This window comes from Amycolatopsis sp. cg13 (assembly GCF_041346965.1).
In the GTDB taxonomy this organism is placed as follows: Bacteria; Actinomycetota; Actinomycetes; order Mycobacteriales; family Pseudonocardiaceae; genus Amycolatopsis.
The window spans coordinates 4,901,868-4,919,276 of the sequence record NZ_CP166848.1; the positions used below are offsets into that span (position 1 = coordinate 4,901,868).

The 17,409-nt window shown below is 69.8% G+C and carries 13 protein-coding genes; 3 read left to right on the forward strand and 10 right to left on the reverse strand.

What is annotated here, in order from left to right:
* Position 1 precedes the first annotated feature (1 nt).
* Genes AB5I40_RS22500 through AB5I40_RS22510 form a run of 3 tightly spaced genes read right to left on the reverse strand, consistent with a single transcriptional unit; the run spans position 2 to position 2,412 of the window.
* Entirely contained in the window at positions 2 to 124 is a 123-nt protein-coding gene (locus AB5I40_RS22500) for a hypothetical protein (RefSeq protein ID WP_354742403.1), read from the reverse strand.
* A gap of 57 nt (positions 125 to 181) precedes the next feature.
* Positions 182 to 1,768, reverse strand: a complete 1,587-nt coding sequence (locus tag AB5I40_RS22505; RefSeq protein WP_370932113.1) for a DNA polymerase Y family protein — start codon at positions 1,766 to 1,768, stop codon at positions 182 to 184.
* A 50-nt stretch (positions 1,769 to 1,818) separates the two neighbouring features.
* Positions 1,819 to 2,412, reverse strand: coding sequence for a hypothetical protein (locus tag AB5I40_RS22510; RefSeq protein WP_370932114.1), 594 nt, complete (start codon positions 2,410 to 2,412; stop codon positions 1,819 to 1,821).
* A gap of 1,618 nt (positions 2,413 to 4,030) precedes the next feature.
* On the opposite strand from AB5I40_RS22510, the gene AB5I40_RS22515 reads away from it, so the two are divergent.
* A complete protein-coding gene (locus tag AB5I40_RS22515; RefSeq protein WP_370932115.1) occupies positions 4,031 to 4,540 on the forward strand; it encodes a GNAT family N-acetyltransferase in 510 nt (169 codons plus the stop codon).
* Positions 4,541 to 4,585: 45 nt separating this feature from the next.
* Here AB5I40_RS22515 and purH read toward each other — a convergent pair whose 3' ends face one another.
* The 6 genes from purH to sucC all read right to left on the reverse strand — a co-directional run bounded on the left by purH (position 4,586) and on the right by sucC (position 11,543).
* Positions 4,586 to 6,148, reverse strand: coding sequence for a bifunctional phosphoribosylaminoimidazolecarboxamide formyltransferase/IMP cyclohydrolase (purH, locus tag AB5I40_RS22520; protein ID WP_370932116.1), 1,563 nt, complete (start codon positions 6,146 to 6,148; stop codon positions 4,586 to 4,588).
* Entirely contained in the window at positions 6,145 to 6,762 is a 618-nt protein-coding gene (gene purN, locus AB5I40_RS22525) for a phosphoribosylglycinamide formyltransferase (RefSeq protein WP_370932117.1), read from the reverse strand. Before purN ends, purH begins: the two co-directional genes overlap by 4 nt.
* Before the next feature lie 74 nt (positions 6,763 to 6,836).
* On the reverse strand, positions 6,837 to 8,378 hold the full coding sequence (locus tag AB5I40_RS22530) for a DUF6350 family protein (RefSeq protein WP_370932118.1): 1,542 nt from the start codon (positions 8,376 to 8,378) through the stop codon (positions 6,837 to 6,839).
* A gap of 155 nt (positions 8,379 to 8,533) precedes the next feature.
* Positions 8,534 to 9,265, reverse strand: coding sequence for a DUF5336 domain-containing protein (locus AB5I40_RS22535; protein ID WP_370932119.1), 732 nt, complete (start codon positions 9,263 to 9,265; stop codon positions 8,534 to 8,536).
* Between the two features lie 216 nt (positions 9,266 to 9,481).
* Positions 9,482 to 10,372 carry a succinate--CoA ligase subunit alpha gene (gene sucD, locus AB5I40_RS22540; RefSeq protein WP_370932120.1) on the reverse strand — a complete coding sequence of 297 codons (891 nt, stop codon included), beginning with the start codon at positions 10,370 to 10,372 and terminating at the stop codon, positions 9,482 to 9,484.
* Between the two features lies 1 nt (position 10,373).
* Positions 10,374 to 11,543, reverse strand: a complete 1,170-nt coding sequence (sucC, locus tag AB5I40_RS22545; RefSeq protein ID WP_370932121.1) for an ADP-forming succinate--CoA ligase subunit beta — start codon at positions 11,541 to 11,543, stop codon at positions 10,374 to 10,376.
* Positions 11,544 to 11,694: 151 nt separating this feature from the next.
* Between sucC and AB5I40_RS22550 the strand changes: the two genes are divergently transcribed.
* Positions 11,695 to 11,961 carry a hypothetical protein gene (locus AB5I40_RS22550; RefSeq protein WP_370932122.1) on the forward strand — a complete coding sequence of 89 codons (267 nt, stop codon included), beginning with the start codon at positions 11,695 to 11,697 and terminating at the stop codon, positions 11,959 to 11,961.
* Positions 11,962 to 11,978: 17 nt separating this feature from the next.
* Here AB5I40_RS22550 and AB5I40_RS22555 read toward each other — a convergent pair whose 3' ends face one another.
* A complete protein-coding gene (locus AB5I40_RS22555; protein WP_370932123.1) occupies positions 11,979 to 13,559 on the reverse strand; it encodes a hypothetical protein in 1,581 nt (526 codons plus the stop codon).
* 2,141 nt (positions 13,560 to 15,700) lie between these two features.
* Here AB5I40_RS22555 and AB5I40_RS22560 point away from each other — a divergent pair.
* Complete coding sequence (locus tag AB5I40_RS22560) at positions 15,701 to 16,390, forward strand: M23 family metallopeptidase (protein WP_370940578.1); 690 nt, start codon at positions 15,701 to 15,703, stop codon at positions 16,388 to 16,390.
* Positions 16,391 to 17,409: the final 1,019 nt, after the last annotated feature.

Below are 17,409 nucleotides of genomic sequence, written 5' to 3' on the forward strand. Positions count from 1 at the left end.
GTCAGTCCACCCGGTTCTCAGGCGATCTGCGGGGTTGCGGGATCAGCGGCACGAGCAGCGCCGGGTCGAACGGGCACGGCGGTTCGACCGGTACGCGAGGCGTCGGCAGGTCGTGGTCCATCATCTGTGGTTTCCTTTCGTTGTGTACACAGGGTTTCTCGGCAAGGTTGGTCTTCGTCTGTCAGTCGTAACTTCCCTCCACTGTCCACACTGGATTTTCAGTTCCGGAGCAAAGGACGAGCACCGCCTCCGGCGCTTCGTTCTCCCCTGCCGCGAGCAACAGTTGCAGCCGGGCTTGCTGCGGCCCGGTCGAACGACGGCCCGACGTGACCGGCCACGGACCGGCCCATCCGGTGATCGGCCGGGGCGGCCCGCCCGCGACGCGAAGTCCGTGCGGCGGCGCGGTCAGCCGTTTGCGCGCGGTGAGGCCGACTGGCCGCCCCTGATCGTCGATGACCTGGACTGGCAACGGTTGTTCCAGCACCGTCGCCGGAGACGGGGAGGGCAGCCGGGCAGGCCACGTGGCGTCCGGCGGTCCGACGGCTTCCCTTGGGTCGCCCCACGGAATGAGCCGGACCCGGCTCGCCGGATCGCGTCCGCCGTCGAGCAGCGGCGTGACCACACCTTCCGGGCCGAGCAAGCCTTGCACCCGCACGAATGCCCGGCCCGCCCGTTCGGCAGCCAATTCCTCGTCCTCGCCGGGACCGGCTCCGGGATCGCTCCCCCGCCACAGCCCCAGCTGCAATGACCTCCCTTCGACAGTCTCTTCCGGTTCGAGCCGCAACCGCGCGACCCCGGCTGTGGGCCGTTCGCCGGGCGCGGCCTTGAGCCAGCCCTCGAACTGCCACCGGACCCGGTCCGCTACCCCTTGCGGCGTAAGTGGTTCCGCACAACGCCAGACGCGACCGAGCTGCTCGCCGTTCTCGGTGGTCGCGTATATACCCAATCGAGTGCACGCGAGCCCGCGATCCGCGAGCGCGGCGTGGAACCGCGCGCCGAGTTTTTTCGCCATGAACGCGGCGACATCCACCCGGGCGAGCACCGGATCGAACGATTCGGCGAGCGACAATTCCGGCGGCGGGCTGCGGCGCAACGGCGGCCGGTCGGACAGCCCCCGGGCGAGCCGATGCGCGAGCACCCCGGTGCGCCCGAACCGAGCGGCGACGTCCCGCTCGCCGAGTCCGGCGAAGGCGCCGAGCGTGCGCAACCCGAGCCGGACGAGCAGGCCGACCAGATCCGCTCGCTCAGAGCCCGGCTGGTCCAGTTCGAGCACCGGCAACGGGGCGAGAAATTCGGCCGTCTGCCCAGGTTCGACCAGCGCGCCCTGCCGCGCGGCGAGGGTCGCCGCGAACAATCCTTCCGCCACGCCGACCTGACATTCGACCCCGGCCGCCGCGGCCACCTGGTCGACCAGTTTCTCCGCGAGCTGCGGTTCGCCGCCGAAGTATCCGGCCGCGCCCGCGACGGGAACCGCGAGGAGCCCCGGCCGCACCACTTCCAGCCCGACGACCAGTTCCTCCACCGCCGACGCGACGTTCTCGAACAACCGCGCGTCCCGAGCGTCGTCTACGCCGAACACCGCCAGGTCCGGGCATTGGGATTCCGCTTCCCGCCGCCGCATCCCGCGCCGGATGTTCCGCGCCCGCGCGACCGCGGTGCACGCGACGACCCGGTTGGCGTGGAACACCGCAGCCGGCCGGGTAAGCACACTCCCCGCCGCGGCGACGGCAGCGACCGCGGGCCAGTCCGGGCACCACAGAACCAGCATCCGCGTCGGGTGGCGGCGTGGATCTTTTTGTCCTTTGTGGACTGTACTGGTCACCCGACTGCCTCTTCCTGCGCCGCGATGCGCTTCTCGCCCCGGGAAACCCGTCCGTCCGGGCCGGGCAGAAACACCGACGCCGACCGTGGCCGAGCCGCCGCACCGCGGCCGCGGGCATGCACTTCGACGGGGCGGGAACGGAGATGCCCGGCCCCGTGCTCAAGCACGCCAGTCCAGGCACCAGGGGTGCAATGCAGCTCGACGTCGGCGGCAGGCCAGGGCCCCAACGAAAGCAGCACCGCCCCGCGATTCCTCGCCCTTGCCGCGAGCCTGCGCGCGACGTCCGGCCGGACTGAACGAGGCTCGGTGACAACGAGGTCGACGCCGTCGAACAAAGCGGCCATCACGGCTTGGTATTCGGCCCCCGGCTGAGGAACCAGCGCGAGCCGCGAAACGGCAACCCCGTGCTCAGCCGCCGCGACAATCCCCAGCGACGGGGCACCGACGACCGCAGCCCACGCCCCCGCGACGGTCGCCTCCGCGAGCAACGCGAACAGCAACGAGGTGGAATGGTGAACCGCGACAATGCTTCCGCGTCGCAACCCGGCCCCGGGGAGGAGATCCGCCAGGGCCGGGGCCACGGGGAGCATCCGCCCGGCGGCGTGGCCCCAGTCGGCTCGGGAAGCCCGCTCGGCCGCGACAGTGCTGGCAGTGCTGACGCCGGGGAGGGCGGTCAGCTTGGCCAGCGGGTTCGCCGGGCCTGCTGGATCGGGTGCGGGCTCGGCGGGGTGGAGCCGGGTTGGGGGGCGGAGTTTCGGCGAGTCGGGAGCTTCGGGATCGGGTGAGGTTGCCGGGTCGGGTGGAGTTGCGGGGTGCAGCGGGGTCGGAGGGGTAAGCGGAGCATCGGGTGGAGTTGCCGGGACAGGCTCAGCCGGGACTGCCGGACGAAGCCGGACTGGCGGTTCGATCGGATTCTTCGATTCAGGTCGAGCCGGAGAATCGCGTTCAGCAGACGGGACACCTCGGGCCGAAGGAGCTGAACCAGGCTGGATCGCCGGTTTGAGCGGAGTCGGCGAATCAGGCCCGCTGGACATGCGCGTGTCAGCAGACACTGCAGTCCTGGCAGGAAGCTCACGGCTGGATTCGGCCGACGGGCCTGACCGTGCCTGAGAACGAAGCCCCGTCGACGAGTCGAAGCTGGCTGGCGTCCATGGCTCGAACGCCACGTCCAGAGAACTCGGCCGAGTACGAGATCCGTTCTCTCCCAACGAGAACATCGACCTCAGCGACCCTGAGGACATCGCGGCGACCGGCGTTCGTTCCTTCGCGAAGGCTTCGATCGCCGACCACGGCACCGATACTTCCCACGAGCGCGCCGGCCGCGCCTCCGGCACGCTCGTGGGGGCGGAAGCTATGACTTCCGCGTCAGGGAAGTTCTTCCGAGACGACCTGGCGGGTTTCTTCGGCTTCGCTGAAATCCCCGCAATGCCAAGGAGATCGGCCGGGATAGAGCCAGCAGGCAGCATCGGCACGTCCCCCGCCGAAGAACCGCCTGCCCCGGGAGCGGCCTCAGCCAGAGACCAAACGCCGTCCGCCCCGGCCTCAGCCGAAGCAGCCCGCGACCCGGAAGCCCCAGACTCCCCGGCCAGAGCCCAGGTGCCGCTCGCCCCCCAAGCAGCCCCGGCTGCTTCCAGAACTCCCCTAGCCCCGAAAGCCCCCGCGGCCATCCCCGCCAGAGCCGAAGAACCGCCCGTCCCGGGAGGCCCCGCAGCATCCCCGGACAGAACCCAAGCTCCGCCCGCCCGAGCCTCACCAGCACCAGAACCAGCCGTGACCGGACCGTCCGCGGAAGTCCCCTCGGCCGCACAAGCCCCGGCGGCCGCTACAACTCCCGCGGTCTCCGGAACAGCCCCCGAAAAAGCGAGCTCCGAAGAAGCAGCCCCCGAAGCCACTCCGGTCGTCACCGGCTTCCTCCCTCCGCCAAGATCAGCCGACGAACCGGCCCCGGGAGCAAGGTCGGCAAACCAAGCCCGGGACGGACGTCGGCGCACCGCGGGGAAGGCGGTTCCGCATCCTCATCCGTGCGGAATCCGCACGGTCACCCAACACTCACATCCAAATACACACCGCTGCGCCGAACAGGATCGAACACCCGTTCGACAAGACTCAGTCTCACTCGCCCCCTCCCCGGCTGTCAAGCAAGCACGGAGAAAGAACCCGAAAGATCACCGGACACCAGGAAAACGGCTCTTTACACTGGGAACCCTGATGAAGACAGGACACATCGCCCTGCGGGGTTTCGCCGAAGCTGACCTGCCCGTGCTCGACCGGTTCTCCACGGACCCGGACGCCGCCGCGGCCTTCCAGTGGACGAGTTTCACCGGGCCGCGGGCACGGCGCCGCTTCGCTGAGGACGGGTTCCTCAGCCCGGCTTCAAGCGCGGTCGCGGTGACCGTCGACTCGGCCGTCGCCGGGATGGCTACCTGGGAGGCGGCCGATCGAGGCGGGCCGGTCGGCGGGTGCTTCCGGATCGGCGTCACGTTGCTGCCGGATTATCGCGGGCACGGCACCGACAAGGCGTACCGGCTGCTCGTCGACCAGCTCTTCCAGCACACCCGCGCGCATCGGCTCGAAGCCTTCGTCGACAGCGAGGACTTCGACGGGCAGCAGGTGCTCGAGAAGACCGGCTTCCATCGCGAAGGTCTGCTGTGCCAGGTCACCTGGCGTGACGGCGGCTACCGCGACGAGGTCGTCTACGCGATCTTGCGCGAGGGATGAAAAAACCGGCCGGGACTCGAGGAGTCCCGGCCGGCCAGCAAAAAATCAGTGCGCGAAGTGCCGCGTTCCGGTCAGGTACAGCGTGATCCCGGCGGCTTCGGCGGCGGCGATCACCTCGGCGTCGCGGATGGACCCGCCGGGCTGCACGACAGCGCGCACGCCTGCCTCGATCAGCACCTCGAGCCCGTCCGGGAACGGGAAGAACGCGTCCGACGCGCCGACCGAGCCCTTCGCCCGGTCGCCCGCCCGCGAGACCGCCAGCCGCGACGAGTCGACGCGGTTGACCTGGCCCATGCCGACGCCGACGGTCGCCTGCTCGTGCGCCAGCAGGATCGCGTTGGACTTCACCGCGCGCAGCGCCCGCCACGCGAATTCCAGGTCCGCCAGGGTCTGCTCGTCGGCGGGCGAGCCGGTGGCCAGCTCCCAGTTCGCCGGGTTGTCGCCGGGGGCGTCGATCGCGTCGGCGGTCTGCACGAGCACGCCGCCGGAGATCGGCCGGAACTCCACCGGGGCCGCGTTCTCGATCGCGGGCAGCTTCAGCAGCCGCACGTTCTTCTTGCGCTGCAAGATCTCCAGCGCTTCCGGCTCGAAGTCGGGGGCGAGCACGACCTCGGTGAAGACCTCGGCGATCTGCTCCGCCGCCGCGACGCTCACCGGACGGTTCGTCGCGATCACGCCGCCGTACGCGGACACCGGGTCGCAGGCGTGCGCCTTGCGGTGCGCTTCAGCGATGTCCGTGCCGACAGCGATCCCGCACGGGTTGGCGTGCTTGATGATCGCGACAGCCGGCTCGGAGAAGTCGAAGGCGGCCCGACGCGCGGCGTCAGTGTCGACGTAGTTGTTGTACGACATCGCCTTGCCGTGAAGCTGCTCCGCGTGCGCGAGGCCCGGCTGTGCGCTGCGGTACAGCGCCGCCTTCTGGTGCGGGTTCTCGCCGTAGCGCAGTACGTCCGCACGGTCCCACGTCGCGCCGAGGAAGTCCGGGAAGCCGCTGTCGTCCGAAGGCGCGTACGCGTTGGCGAACCACGAAGCGACAGCCGTGTCGTACGCAGCCGTGTGCGCGTACGCCTGCGCAGCGAGCCGCTTGCGGTCCGAGAGTTCGAAGCCGCCCGCGGAGACCTGCTCGAGCACCCACGCGTACCGCGCCGGGTCCACGACGACAGCGACACTGCCGTGGTTCTTCGCGGCCGCGCGCACCATCGCGGGACCGCCGATGTCGATGTTCTCGACGCAGTCCTCGGGGCTCGCGCCGGACGCGACGGTCGCCTGGAACGGGTACAGGTTCACCACGAGCAGGTCGAACGCCGCGATGTCGAGCTGCTTGAGCTGCGCGACGTGGTCGTCGTTGCCCTGGTCGGCGAGCAGTCCGGCGTGCACGCGCGGGTGCAGCGTCTTGACCCGGCCGTCAAAAGACTCCGGGAACCCGGTGACCTGCTCGACCGGCGTGACCGGAACCCCGGCGTTCGCGATGACCTTCGCCGTGCCGCCGGTCGACACGATCTCCACGCCGGCCGCGTGCAGGCCGGTCGCGAGCTCGAGCAGGCCGGCCTTGTCCGAGACGCCGATCAGCGCGCGCCGGACCGGGCGCCGTCCCTGTGCTGTGCTCACGAAAACCTCACCTTTCGTCCGTCCACGGTGCACCCACCACGGCCGAGTCGCTCGATCGTTTCAACCAGCAGCCTGCGTTCCACGGCTTTGATCCGCTCGTGCAGGACGTCTTCGGTGTCGTCGGTCTCCACCGGCACCGCCTCCTGGGCGATGACCGGGCCAGTGTCCACCCCGGCGTCGACGAAATGCACCGTCGATCCGGTGACGCGCACGCCCGCGGCCAGCGCGTCGGCGACCGCGTGCATCCCGGGGAACGACGGCAGCAGCGCGGGGTGGGTGTTGATCACGCGGCCCGCGAACCGCGCCAGGAACTCCGGTCCGAGGATCTTCATGAAGCCCGCGGACACCACGAGGTCGGGCTGGTAAGCCGCGACGGCCTCGGCGAGCGCGCGGTCCCACGCGGCCCGGTCCGGATGGTCGGCGACGCGGACGGTGAACGACGGCACGTCCGCCCGTTCCGCCCGCGTGAGCGCCTCGATGCCGTTCCGATCCGCGCCGACGGCGACGACGGAGGCCGGGAACCCGGGCTGCCCGACCGCGTCGAGCACAGCCTGCAGCAGCGTGCCGGAACCGGACGCGAGCACGACGATCTTCACCGGAGTGGGCAGTTCCAAGCGGCTGGCCAGAACGGGCTCCTTGCACGGCGGTACGCCTCGGGCGCACGGCGCTTCACCAGGTCGCCCCAACCCTAACGGTCGTCCTCGGCGGGCTTCGCGTCGCCGGAGTCCTCGGTGGACTCGGTCACAGCGTCCGGCTCTTCGGCGGGGGTTTCGGACTCGGATTCGGCCTTGTCCTCGGTCGCGGCGGCCTCGGTTTCCGGCTCGTCCTCCGGCAGGTCGAGGCCCAGTTCGGCGTCGGCCTCGGCGTCGAAGTCCTCATCGTCCGGGGAGTCTTCGGCGACTTCAGTCTCTTCGGAATCTTCGGCCAGGTCCGAGTCTTCTTCGGCGTCTTCGGATTCCTCGTCCGCAACGTCCTCATCGGACTCGGCATCCTCAGCCGCATCCGGCTCGGCTTCGGCTTCCGGCTCCTCGTCCTCCACCTCAAGCGAGCCGACCGGCCGCATCGGAGAGTGCGCCCCCGCGAAAAACGCCACGAACCCCGCCGGAATCACGATCCAGCAGAACGCCACGATCGACGCCACCCCGACCGGCACGCTGACCGGGTCGAACGGACCGTCGCCGAGCCGTCCGCCGGCGAGCGTGCCCAGCAGCACGCAGCCGAACCCGACGACCGCGCCCGCGACGACCACGACCCGCAGCCGCGCCGCCGGGTCCTCGTCCACCGCGCGGACCGACCAGCCGACCAGCACCCCGACCGCCAGCGGCAGCACCAGCAGCACCGGCCACCACGACGCGGCGTGCTCGGGAATGCCGCCGAGCAGCGGAACCCCGGGTACCGAACCGCCGCGGTAGCCGATGAGGTGCACGTCGAGAGTGCCGATGCTGAACCCGGGCCCGCTCACGAACGACATCGCGGCGACCACGGCGTTCGGCAGATACAGCACGGAAAGCAGGAACAGCCCGAAGCTGCCGCCGAACGACGGCTCGAACAGGCTGGACACCGTGCGCGCGGACAGCGCCGTGGCGGCGGTCAGCGTCAGCGCGCCCGCCGCCAGCAGCGCGAACAACCCGAGCAGGCCCGCCCGCAAACCGCGAAGGGCCAGCGGGTCGAGCCGATCGGCGAGCACCTGCGGCATCCCGAACCGGCGAAGCACCCCGCCGGTAGCCGCGAGTCCGGAGAGCACGGCGGGCACCACCGCGGCGAGCCAGAAGTTCGCCCGTACCGGTTCGCCGATCGACAGCAGCGAAATCAGCACGCCGAACACCAGATGTGCGCCGGAAATCGTGGCGACCAACGGAACCGTGTGCCGCAGCCGGGCGCAACGCAGCCGTCGCACCGCCTTGGCCGCCGCCCTCGCGACCAGCAGCACCACACCGACGGTCGGCAGCAGCGGCAGCATCCCGAGCGGATGCCCGCCGATCCCGAGTTCGACCTGGTAAGCGGCGAGCCAGCCGGGTCCCGCCGACAGCAGCACGCCGCCCACGGAGAAGACCGCGTGCTGGGCAGTCAGGGTGACGAGTGCGAGCAGCGTGGCGACCACCGCGTAGCCGGTGACGAGCGGACCGAGCGCCGCGGCGAGCAACACCCGGAACCGGGCTACATCCTGGTCAAGGGAGTCGCCCACCGGCTCGTCGCCCGCGGGGCGTCCGGGACTGGTGAGCACCTGCATGTCCCCGACCATGACATCCGCGCTCGGCCGTCCGGGTGAGGCACGCCGCCCGGCGGACGTGGCGAATCCAACGCCCACCCGGTCGTGGCACGAGGGCAATAAAAACACCCGCTGTAACACGGAGAGTCACAGCGGGTGGGTAACGCGAAGGGGTATCAGCCTTGCTGTCCGAAACCTCCGGGCGGCGTGCCCGGTTTGTTCTGGTCGGCGGGCGGCTGGAAGAACTGGCCCTGCTGCGGCGCGTACGTCGTGGCCTGTCCGCCCGGCGGCGGCGTGGCGGGCGGCTGCTGCGGGGACGGCGGCTGCTGTCCCGGAGCCTGCTGCGGCGACTGCTGGCCGGGAGCAGGCTGGTACTGCGTCGCCTGGTACTGGCCCGGCTGGCCGTAGGGCTGCTGGTACGCCGGGGCGGCCGGCTGCGCCGTCGGCGGCTTGAGCACGCCGTACTCGAACAGCAGCACGGCGACCGCCGCGGCCATCTGCAGGAGACCGAGGATCAGCACCACGATCACGATGGCAGACGTTCGCCCGGAGATGACCGCGTCGAGCGCGCCCAGCCCGCCGAGCACGCTGAACAGCGCGGCGAACGGCAGCGTCTTCGGTCCCTTGGGCAGCAAATTCATCGCCGACAGCAGACCGCCGACGAGCAGGAACAGAATGGCCTGGCTGGCGGTGCCCGCTTCGGTGGCGAAGCCGAGGAAGTACTGCACCAGTCCGAGCCCGGCCACGCCGAGGGACAGCAGCAGCGGAAGGTTCGGCGGCGTTCCGGCGCCCGAGGCAGGCGGGCCCTGCTGCGGCTGGGGCTGCTGCGGGAACCCGCCCGACGGGGGCGGTCCCTGGGACGGCTGGCCCTGCTGGGGGTAGCCGGGCCCGCCACTGGGGAAGGTCATCGGAAGGTCTCCTGTCTCATCGACCGGCGGTTCGAGATCCTGCGGCGCCCGGGCGCGCCGGCGGCGTCCCCCGCTCACGAGTGACTGCACGCTAGCGCATCCGCCCTTGGCGTCCGCGAGGTTGGACGCACCGAGCGCCGGATCGGTTGCGGGCGGAAACGACGAAGGCCGGGCACCGTGTCGGTGCCCGGCCTCCGCCGTTGGAGTCGCTGCTGGTCAGCCGAGGCTGTTGTACAGCTCGCGCGCGAGAACCGCGGTCTCGCTCGGGGTCTTGCCGACCTTGACGCCGGCGGCCTCGAGGGCCTCCTTCTTCGCCGCGGCGGTGCCCGACGAACCGGAGACGATCGCGCCCGCGTGGCCCATCGTCTTGCCCTCAGGGGCGGTGAAGCCCGCGACGTAGCCGACGACCGGCTTGGTCACGTTCTCCTTGATGTAGGCCGCGGCGCGCTCCTCGGCGTCGCCGCCGATCTCGCCGATCATCACGATGACCTTGGTGTCGGCGTCCTTCTCGAACGCCTCGAGGGCGTCGATGTGGGTGGTGCCGATGACCGGGTCGCCGCCGATGCCGACCGCGGTCGAGAAACCGATGTCGCGCAGCTCGTACATCATCTGGTAGGTCAGCGTGCCCGACTTCGACACCAGGCCGATCGGGCCGCCCTGGGAGATGTCGGCCGGGATGATGCCCGCGTTCGACTTGCCGGGGCTGATCACGCCGGGGCAGTTCGGCCCGATGATCCGGGTCTTGTTGCCGGTCGCGACCGCGTGCGCCCAGAAGTAGGCCGAGTCGTGCACCGGGATGCCCTCGGTGATGACGACGGCCAGCGGGATCTCGGCGTCAATCGCCTCGATGACCGCGTCCTTGGCGAACTTCGGCGGCACGAAGATGACCGACACGTCGGCGCCGGTCTCCTTGATGGCCTCCTCGACCGTGCCGAACACGGTGAGGTCCTTGCCCTCGATGGTGACCGTCTGGCCGGCCTTGCGGGCGTTGACGCCGCCCACGATGTTGGTGCCGGACTTCAGCATCTTGGTCGCGTGCTTCATGCCCTCGGAGCCGGTGAGCCCCTGGACGATGACCTTGCTGTTCTCGTTGATCAGGATCGACATCTCACGCACCTGCCGCGGCGAGCTCGGCAGCCTTGTCGGCCGCGTTGTCCATTGTGTCCACCACGGTGACCAGCGGGTGGTTCGCGTCGGCCAGGATCTGGCGACCCTCGACGACGTTGTTGCCGTCCAGGCGGACGACCAGCGGCTTGGTGGCCTCGTCGCCCAGGATCTTCAGCGCCTCGACGATGCCGTTCGCGACCGCGTCGCACGCGGTGATGCCGCCGAAGACGTTCACGAACACGCTCTTGACGTCGGTGTCGTTGAGGATGACGTCCAGACCGGCCGCCATGACCTCGGCCGATGCGCCGCCGCCGATGTCGAGGAAGTTGGCGGGCTTCACGCCGCCGTGCTTCTCGCCCGCGTACGCCACGACGTCCAAAGTGGACATCACGAGGCCCGCGCCGTTGCCGATGATCCCGACTTCGCCCTCGAGCTTGACGTAGTTGAGGTTCTTGGCCTTGGCCTTCGCCTCGAGCGGGTTCTCGGCCTGCTTGTCGACGAGCTCCTCGTGCGCCGGGTGGCGGAAGGCGGCGTTCTCGTCGAGGGTGACCTTGCCGTCGAGGGCGATGATCTTGTCCTGCGGGTCGCGGACCAGCGGGTTGACCTCGACCAGGGTGGCGTCCTCGGAGACGAAGGTCTCCCACAGCTTCACCACGACGTCGGCGGCCTCGTCGATGATCTCGGCCGGGAAGTTGCCGGCCTTCAGGATCTCGAGCGCCGTCGCCTTGTCGACGCCCTTGATCGCGTCGACCGGGATCTTGGCGAGCGCGTCCGGGCGCTCGACCGCGAGCTGCTCGATCTCCATGCCGCCCTCGGACGACGCCATCGCGAGGAAAGTGCGGTTGGCGCGGTCGAGCAGGAAGGAGAAGTAGTACTCGGACGCGATGTCCGAGGCTTCCGCCACCAGCACGCGATGCGTGATGTGGCCCTTGATGTCGAGGCCGAGGATGGCTTCCGCCTTCTCCTTCGCCTCGTCGGGCGTCTGGGCCAGCTTGACGCCGCCCGCCTTGCCCCGGCCGCCGACCTTCACCTGCGCCTTGACGACGACCTGGGTGCCGATCTGCTCCGCGGCGGCCTTGGCTTCTTCCGGGGTGCTTGCCACGGCGCCCGGCAGAACCGGTACTCCGTGGGCGGCGAAGAGATCCCTCGCCTGGTACTCGTAGAGGTCCACTACTCCAGTCTCCTGACGACACGCCACTGTGGTGGTCCGTTTTCCGGACCGCGCTGTCGGACCAGTCGAGGTTAGCGACCAGCGCAGACGCAGGGGACGCCGCACCTGGTGAAGTCGGTCACCGTGCGCGGTCAGAGGGTGTGCCGAGGGTGTGAGACCGCCCACCGACAAGCATTTCGGCGGCCTTTTCGGGGCTTTCCCCGCCGAGTTCGATCACTTCGGTTCCGGGGAGCGCTTCAGCGAGATCCTCGGGCATTGGACCGCCGAGGAGGCCCAGAATGTCTGGATCCTCCTGTTCGGTTGTCCGGACGATCTTTTCTGTCGTGTCCAGGTGTCCAACGTGGACGACTTCGAGACCGGCGTCGCGCAGCATTCGCGCCAGGGGAATTGCCGCGGTTTCTTCGGCCAGCTCCACTAGGACGACGCGCCGCGGGCTCACTTCTTCGCACCGGCAGCCGCGGTGACAGCGGCGACCACTGCCCCTGCTGTCGCGGCGAGCCCGAGCCAGAACCCCGCGTCCGGCTTCGCTGTTTGGAACAGGGAACTGACCAGCGGAATCTCGGCGACGTGCAAGGCGAGAAGCACCGCCGCTCCAGTCAATCCCGCCGCCGCGGCACCGGGCCGCGAACGCACGCTCAACCCGAGCGTCCCGAGAACGACAAGCACCGCGGCGAGCAATCCCCACGACGGAGTGTCGAAATCGGACCAGAGACCGGGCGGCGCGTAATCCTGCGCGGTGAACACCGGCGTGCCGAACGTCGCGATCGCCAGCACAGCGGTGATTCCGGCCGGAATCAGCACTCGGGAGCGCGGCCCTTCAGTACCGGTGTCGTCGCGTTCCACGACGCCGGTCACCACCGCGGCCAACCCGGTAAGCCCGGCGAGCCCCAGCGCGATCGCGGTGAAAACGGCTCCCGCGCCGAGGTGATAACTGATCGCGCCGCCGAGCCCGCCGAGTCCCGTCGCCTCCGAGGCAGTGATGGCGGTACTGAGCACAGCCGTTCCCGCGAGAACGACGCCAGCCCACAACACCGCGAGCACCCCGCGCGCGAACGACGCGGTACGGCTTGCGAGAAGGAAAGGTGTTGGCAGCACGACAAGAATTGCCGCGATCAGCAGTTGCAGCCGGGCCGGGCTGTCCGTGCTGTTGCCGAGTTGCGGGGCTAATGCGCCGATCGCCGCCGCGATTCCGGTCAGCAATGCCAGCAACGCGGTGAGCGCACGCCAAATGGTGAGCCCTGGGACGCGGGCCTCACCGGCCAGGTCGGTGCGTTCGGTTTGGGTCTGCTGCGGTGTCGCGAGTGGAGTGAGGACGAGGACCAGCACCATCGGCACGACGGCGAGATACGCGCCCGTCGAGACTCCCAGCCCCGGCACGGCCAGCCCGGCGACGAACGTCGGCACCGCGACGGCCAGCACCGCCGCGACGATCCCGCCGAGCGTCCCGCGAGCGACGCCGTCGGATCCGGCGAAAACCCCGAGCACCGCGGCGACTGGCAGCGCGCCGGCGAGGAGAAGGTAACCGGCGAGCGCTAGCCCTGGACCCTCAAACGCTGACCGGGCAAGGAGAAACGGATCGTCGGAGAGGACCGGGGTCATCAGCAATCCGACCGCGGCGACTACGGCGAGCAGCGGAATGATCAACCGCCAGCGGCGTTTGTCGTCTCCCCCGGCGATCTCGTTGCGCTCACGAACGACCTGCGCGGCGGCTAGTCCGGCAGCGAGCGTCAGCACGTGCCCGGCGATCAGCAGCCAGAACCCGATGCCTACGCCGCTGCGGTCGAGCAGACGGTCTGGCAGGTATAGCTCGGGGCGGATGGTTTTGGAGCCGTTGACGAGGAATTGGAGATCGAGAATCAGCCGTCCCGGCGCGAGAGCGGCGAGACCGGTGACGAGACCGGCGGCCAGCCCGTGCCGCCCGCTGCGAGCCGCCGCGAACGCGATCCCGGCCGGGACTACGGCGAGGATGACGAGAAGCGGCCAGGAGAGGTAGCCCGGCCCGGCATCGGGCGACACCGGGGCGATGGCTGCGGCGGCGAGGGCCAGGGCACCGAGACCGAGAAGAGCGGTGGCGGCTCGAAGCCTTGGCGAGGGGGTTTGGTCGGTGAGATCCAGGAGGTTCTCGCCTTGGCCCGAATCTTGGCTTGGGTCTCGGCGGCTGGGGATGGTGCGGGGCGCCGACCTCCGCTCGACCGGGTCAGCGTCGGAGTTTTGCCGGCTGGACACGCCTGCCGGAGTGGCCTGGTCGCTCGGTCGCGCGGCTGCCGCGTCTCCTCGGCCGGACTGAGTGGCCGGGTCCTTCTTCGCGGGCTCGCCGCTGCCGGACGGGGCAGCTGAGCTTTCCGCGATTGCCTCGGCCCCGCGGGACGAGTCGGCTGAGCTTTCCGCTGACTGCGGCTCGCCACGGTCGCGCGAGCCTCCGCCAGAAGTCGCTCCGCCCAGACGAGATCCCTCGGCGGGGCTTCCAGAGGAAGCCTCCTCGCCACGATCGAGCGAACTCCTGCGGCTAGGCGGCGAGTCTTCCGGTCTTCCCGCCGACCTCGGCTCACCGCGACCGGACGAGTCGACCGGCCCCTCAGCGGAAGCCTTCCCGCCGCGTCGGGATGAGTCGGCTGGATCCGATTTCGCGCGACCGGCGTCGCGACGGGCTCGGGCGCGGGCGGCGGCCTTGCGCTCGGCGAGGCTGGGACGCCGGGATCCGGCGGGACGGCCCGGGGTGTCCGGGGCGGAGTCGCCGTCGGGAGGCTCTGGGGTCGGCGGAGTCATCGCTCGCGACGCTAGCAAGGACCGGTCCCGGCAGGCGGACGGCAGGGCCGCCTCGACCAGGCCGGAACGCACTTGCGGGTGAATTCGGCGTCGGATGAACCTCCGGCGGTCCCCGCGCGTCTGACAGGTGCGAAGAAAAAATCCTCCGATCCGCGTAAGAGGGGCGTGGGCCGGAGGTCTCGACGGCAGAGAGACCGAAGGGCCGGAGGGAGCGTCGAGGAAAAACTTCGGGGAAGTCGCGTAAGGGAGTGGCGTTCGGGGCGTCACTCCGGCACGGGACGAGGTACGGGGACACATCGCGGGGGCGATGGACGAGGTCGGATGCCTGTTCGTGGCAGGCGCCCGACCAGGCCGCGGCGGGGAGGCCGCGGCGGGTGCCGGCAGGTCGTGGGGACGACTTGCCGGGACCGAGGTGGAGATGGCCGAGACCTGCCGGGGAGGGCAGGTGAACGGCCGCATCGCGGAGGGGAGCCGCGATCTCCGTCCCTGTCAGGCCGGGGAGGGCCTGACAGGGACGGAGTCGGCCAAGGCTTGCCGGGAGCAGGCACGGCCGGGTCGCGGAGGAATCCGCGACGGCACTGGCAGATCGTGGGGACGATCCGCCGGGTACGGGGATGGCCGGAGCTTGTCGGGGAGGGCAGGTGCCAGCCGGGTCGCGGAGAGATCAGCGACAGCCAAGCCAGCACGCGGGGAATCCTGGCGATCCGGGGAGCCGGGCCGCAAGGATTGGCCGGGCAGAGCGCTGGTGCAGTCGGGGCAACACACAGACCTGGCCTCGACCTGCGGCCCAGGCAGCTCGGGGCGGGAAAGATCCGTCGCCGGACGGTAGCTCGAGGTCGCGAGGCGAAGCCGTCAAAGAGTGTCCGATGGACCTGGCGTGAGTGAGCGGCATCACAGATATCTAGGTGAAACTGCTTCAACGCGCCCGGGCGGCCGGTTATTTCGTCCGCTACGCCGCCAGGAGGGCTTCAGCGGCGTTGGGCCATCCGAAGGTATGTGACTCAAGCCACATCCAGCGAAGTAGTTCCCGATTAACTTTGGGTAGTTTCCACAGCTAGAAGCTCGATGCGTGCCACTCGTTCGGCCGAAAGCCCGGTGGCGCCTTGCTCATTGAGGCGCCGCTTCGTTACTGTCCTGCGGTCCCCATTACAGTCAGGTCACGAAGCAGAACGCTGAGCGAATCACCCCCGAGGTTCGTTCACGGGATCCCCCGCCCGAGTTCTCTTCCGCCCGACTCCCCGACGATGGAAGGCCCTGTCTTGGCTTCACACCGCTCCCCCGGCGGCCAAGCCCCTTCCCCGGCGCTGAAAGACGCACTGGACGGTGCAGTCATCCGCGTCCGGGGACAGCACCGCATCTCCCCGCCCTCCTCCGCCCTTCGCGGGCGGGTCGTGGTCGCCGCCGTCGCGGCTGGCGCGTTCGCCGCAGCCGCCGCCGGGCAGACCCTCAAGTCCACCAGCGGCGGGGATTCCGACGCCGCGGTCACCCCGCTCGCCAACGCACAGAACGCGAGCGCCTCGTTCACCCTCGGCAGCGCGGGCTCCGGGGGAGCTCCCGAACTGCTGCCGACCGGCCACGCCGTCGACGCCTCCGCCGAAGCCGCGAAGATGGCCGACAGCGCCAAGGTCACCAAGGCCCGCGTGCAGGCGGAAACCGAAGCCGCGCGCCAGGCCGCCGAAGAGGCTGCCCGTCCGAAGACCTGCATGCCCGCGCACGGCACGTTCACCTCCGGTTTCGGTGCCCGCTGGGGCACGAGCCACCTCGGCATCGACATCGCCAACTCGATCGGCACCCCGATCTACGCCGCCTCCGACGGCACCGTCATCCAGGCCGGCCCCGCCAGCGGTTTCGGCCTCTGGGTACGCGTCCAGCTCGACGACGGCACCATCCAGGTCTACGGCCACATGAACAGCTTCTCGGTCCGCGAAGGCCAGAAGGTCAAGTGCGGCGAGCAGATCGCCGAGATCGGCAACCGCGGCGAGAGCACCGGCCCGCACCTGCACTTCGAGGTGTGGCAGGACGGCAGCAAGAAGATCGACCCGCGCCCGTGGCTCGCTGCCCGCGGCGTGAACGTCAGCTGATCTTCGCTTCTCGCCCGTCAGGCAATGGGCGCGGTGGCATCCGCTGCCGCAGGACGATCGCCAACTGAGCCTGAACCGCGCGGATCACCCGCTGGCCAACCGCTGCACTGGCTTTGCCGCCGCACGATGGTCGCCGCCTGAACTCGAACCGCGCTTCTCGCCGGTCAGGCAGCCAGCTGGACTCAGCTTCCGCACGACGGTCTCGATCGAGTCTGGCCCGCATGCTTCGTACGCCAGACAACCGGTGCACCAGTTGCCGCGACGATCGCCGACGAGCTTGAACTGCGCGAGTCACCTGTGCGCACAGCGGCGGAATCTGCTTTGCGCACGGGAAAACTGATGCTGCTGAACCACGCCGCGAGTGGGAAGTCCGCGTGCTTGCGGCAGAACATCGATCAATCAGGCTCGCTTTCGTCGCAGTGCATCAGGTGGAAGTCGCCCTGAACAACTCGGTGGCGCAGGGAATCCTCGGCGATCTTTGCCTGGCGATGTGTGGGCATCCGAGCTAGGCCGCCAGGTGTGCGTATCACGGATCGTTGCCAGGAAGGCGACGGACGAAATAGGCGACTGCTACCCGCCACACGGTGCACAGGTCCGCGCGTCTTCGCCACGGCATCCATCGCGCGATCCCCTCGTCGGCGCGCGACGTTCCTCCGCAGACGACGCATCTGCCGTCTGGCCCTAATGCGTGTTGCCTCAGCAACGCGCGCCATGCTGCGGCCAGCCGCGCCACATCCCCTGGCGCGTCCCGAGCTGGCCGGGCTGCCGTCCCCACAGCAACCGTCCCCGCGACTCTCCTCAAGTACTCCTGTACCCCGGCGGCAAATACCCCAAACAGCACCGCATCCATCCCCTGCGTCCCTTCACACAGCATACCGCATTTCATCGAACTTGTGTTCGATGAAGCCAAGTATGCCGGAGAGGACCGACAAGATCGGGTGGATCGCTGGGGAGTTCACTCGGTCCGGCGAAAGATGTCCAGAACGGGGCAGGAGAAGGCATCCGAGCACGGCTCCGGC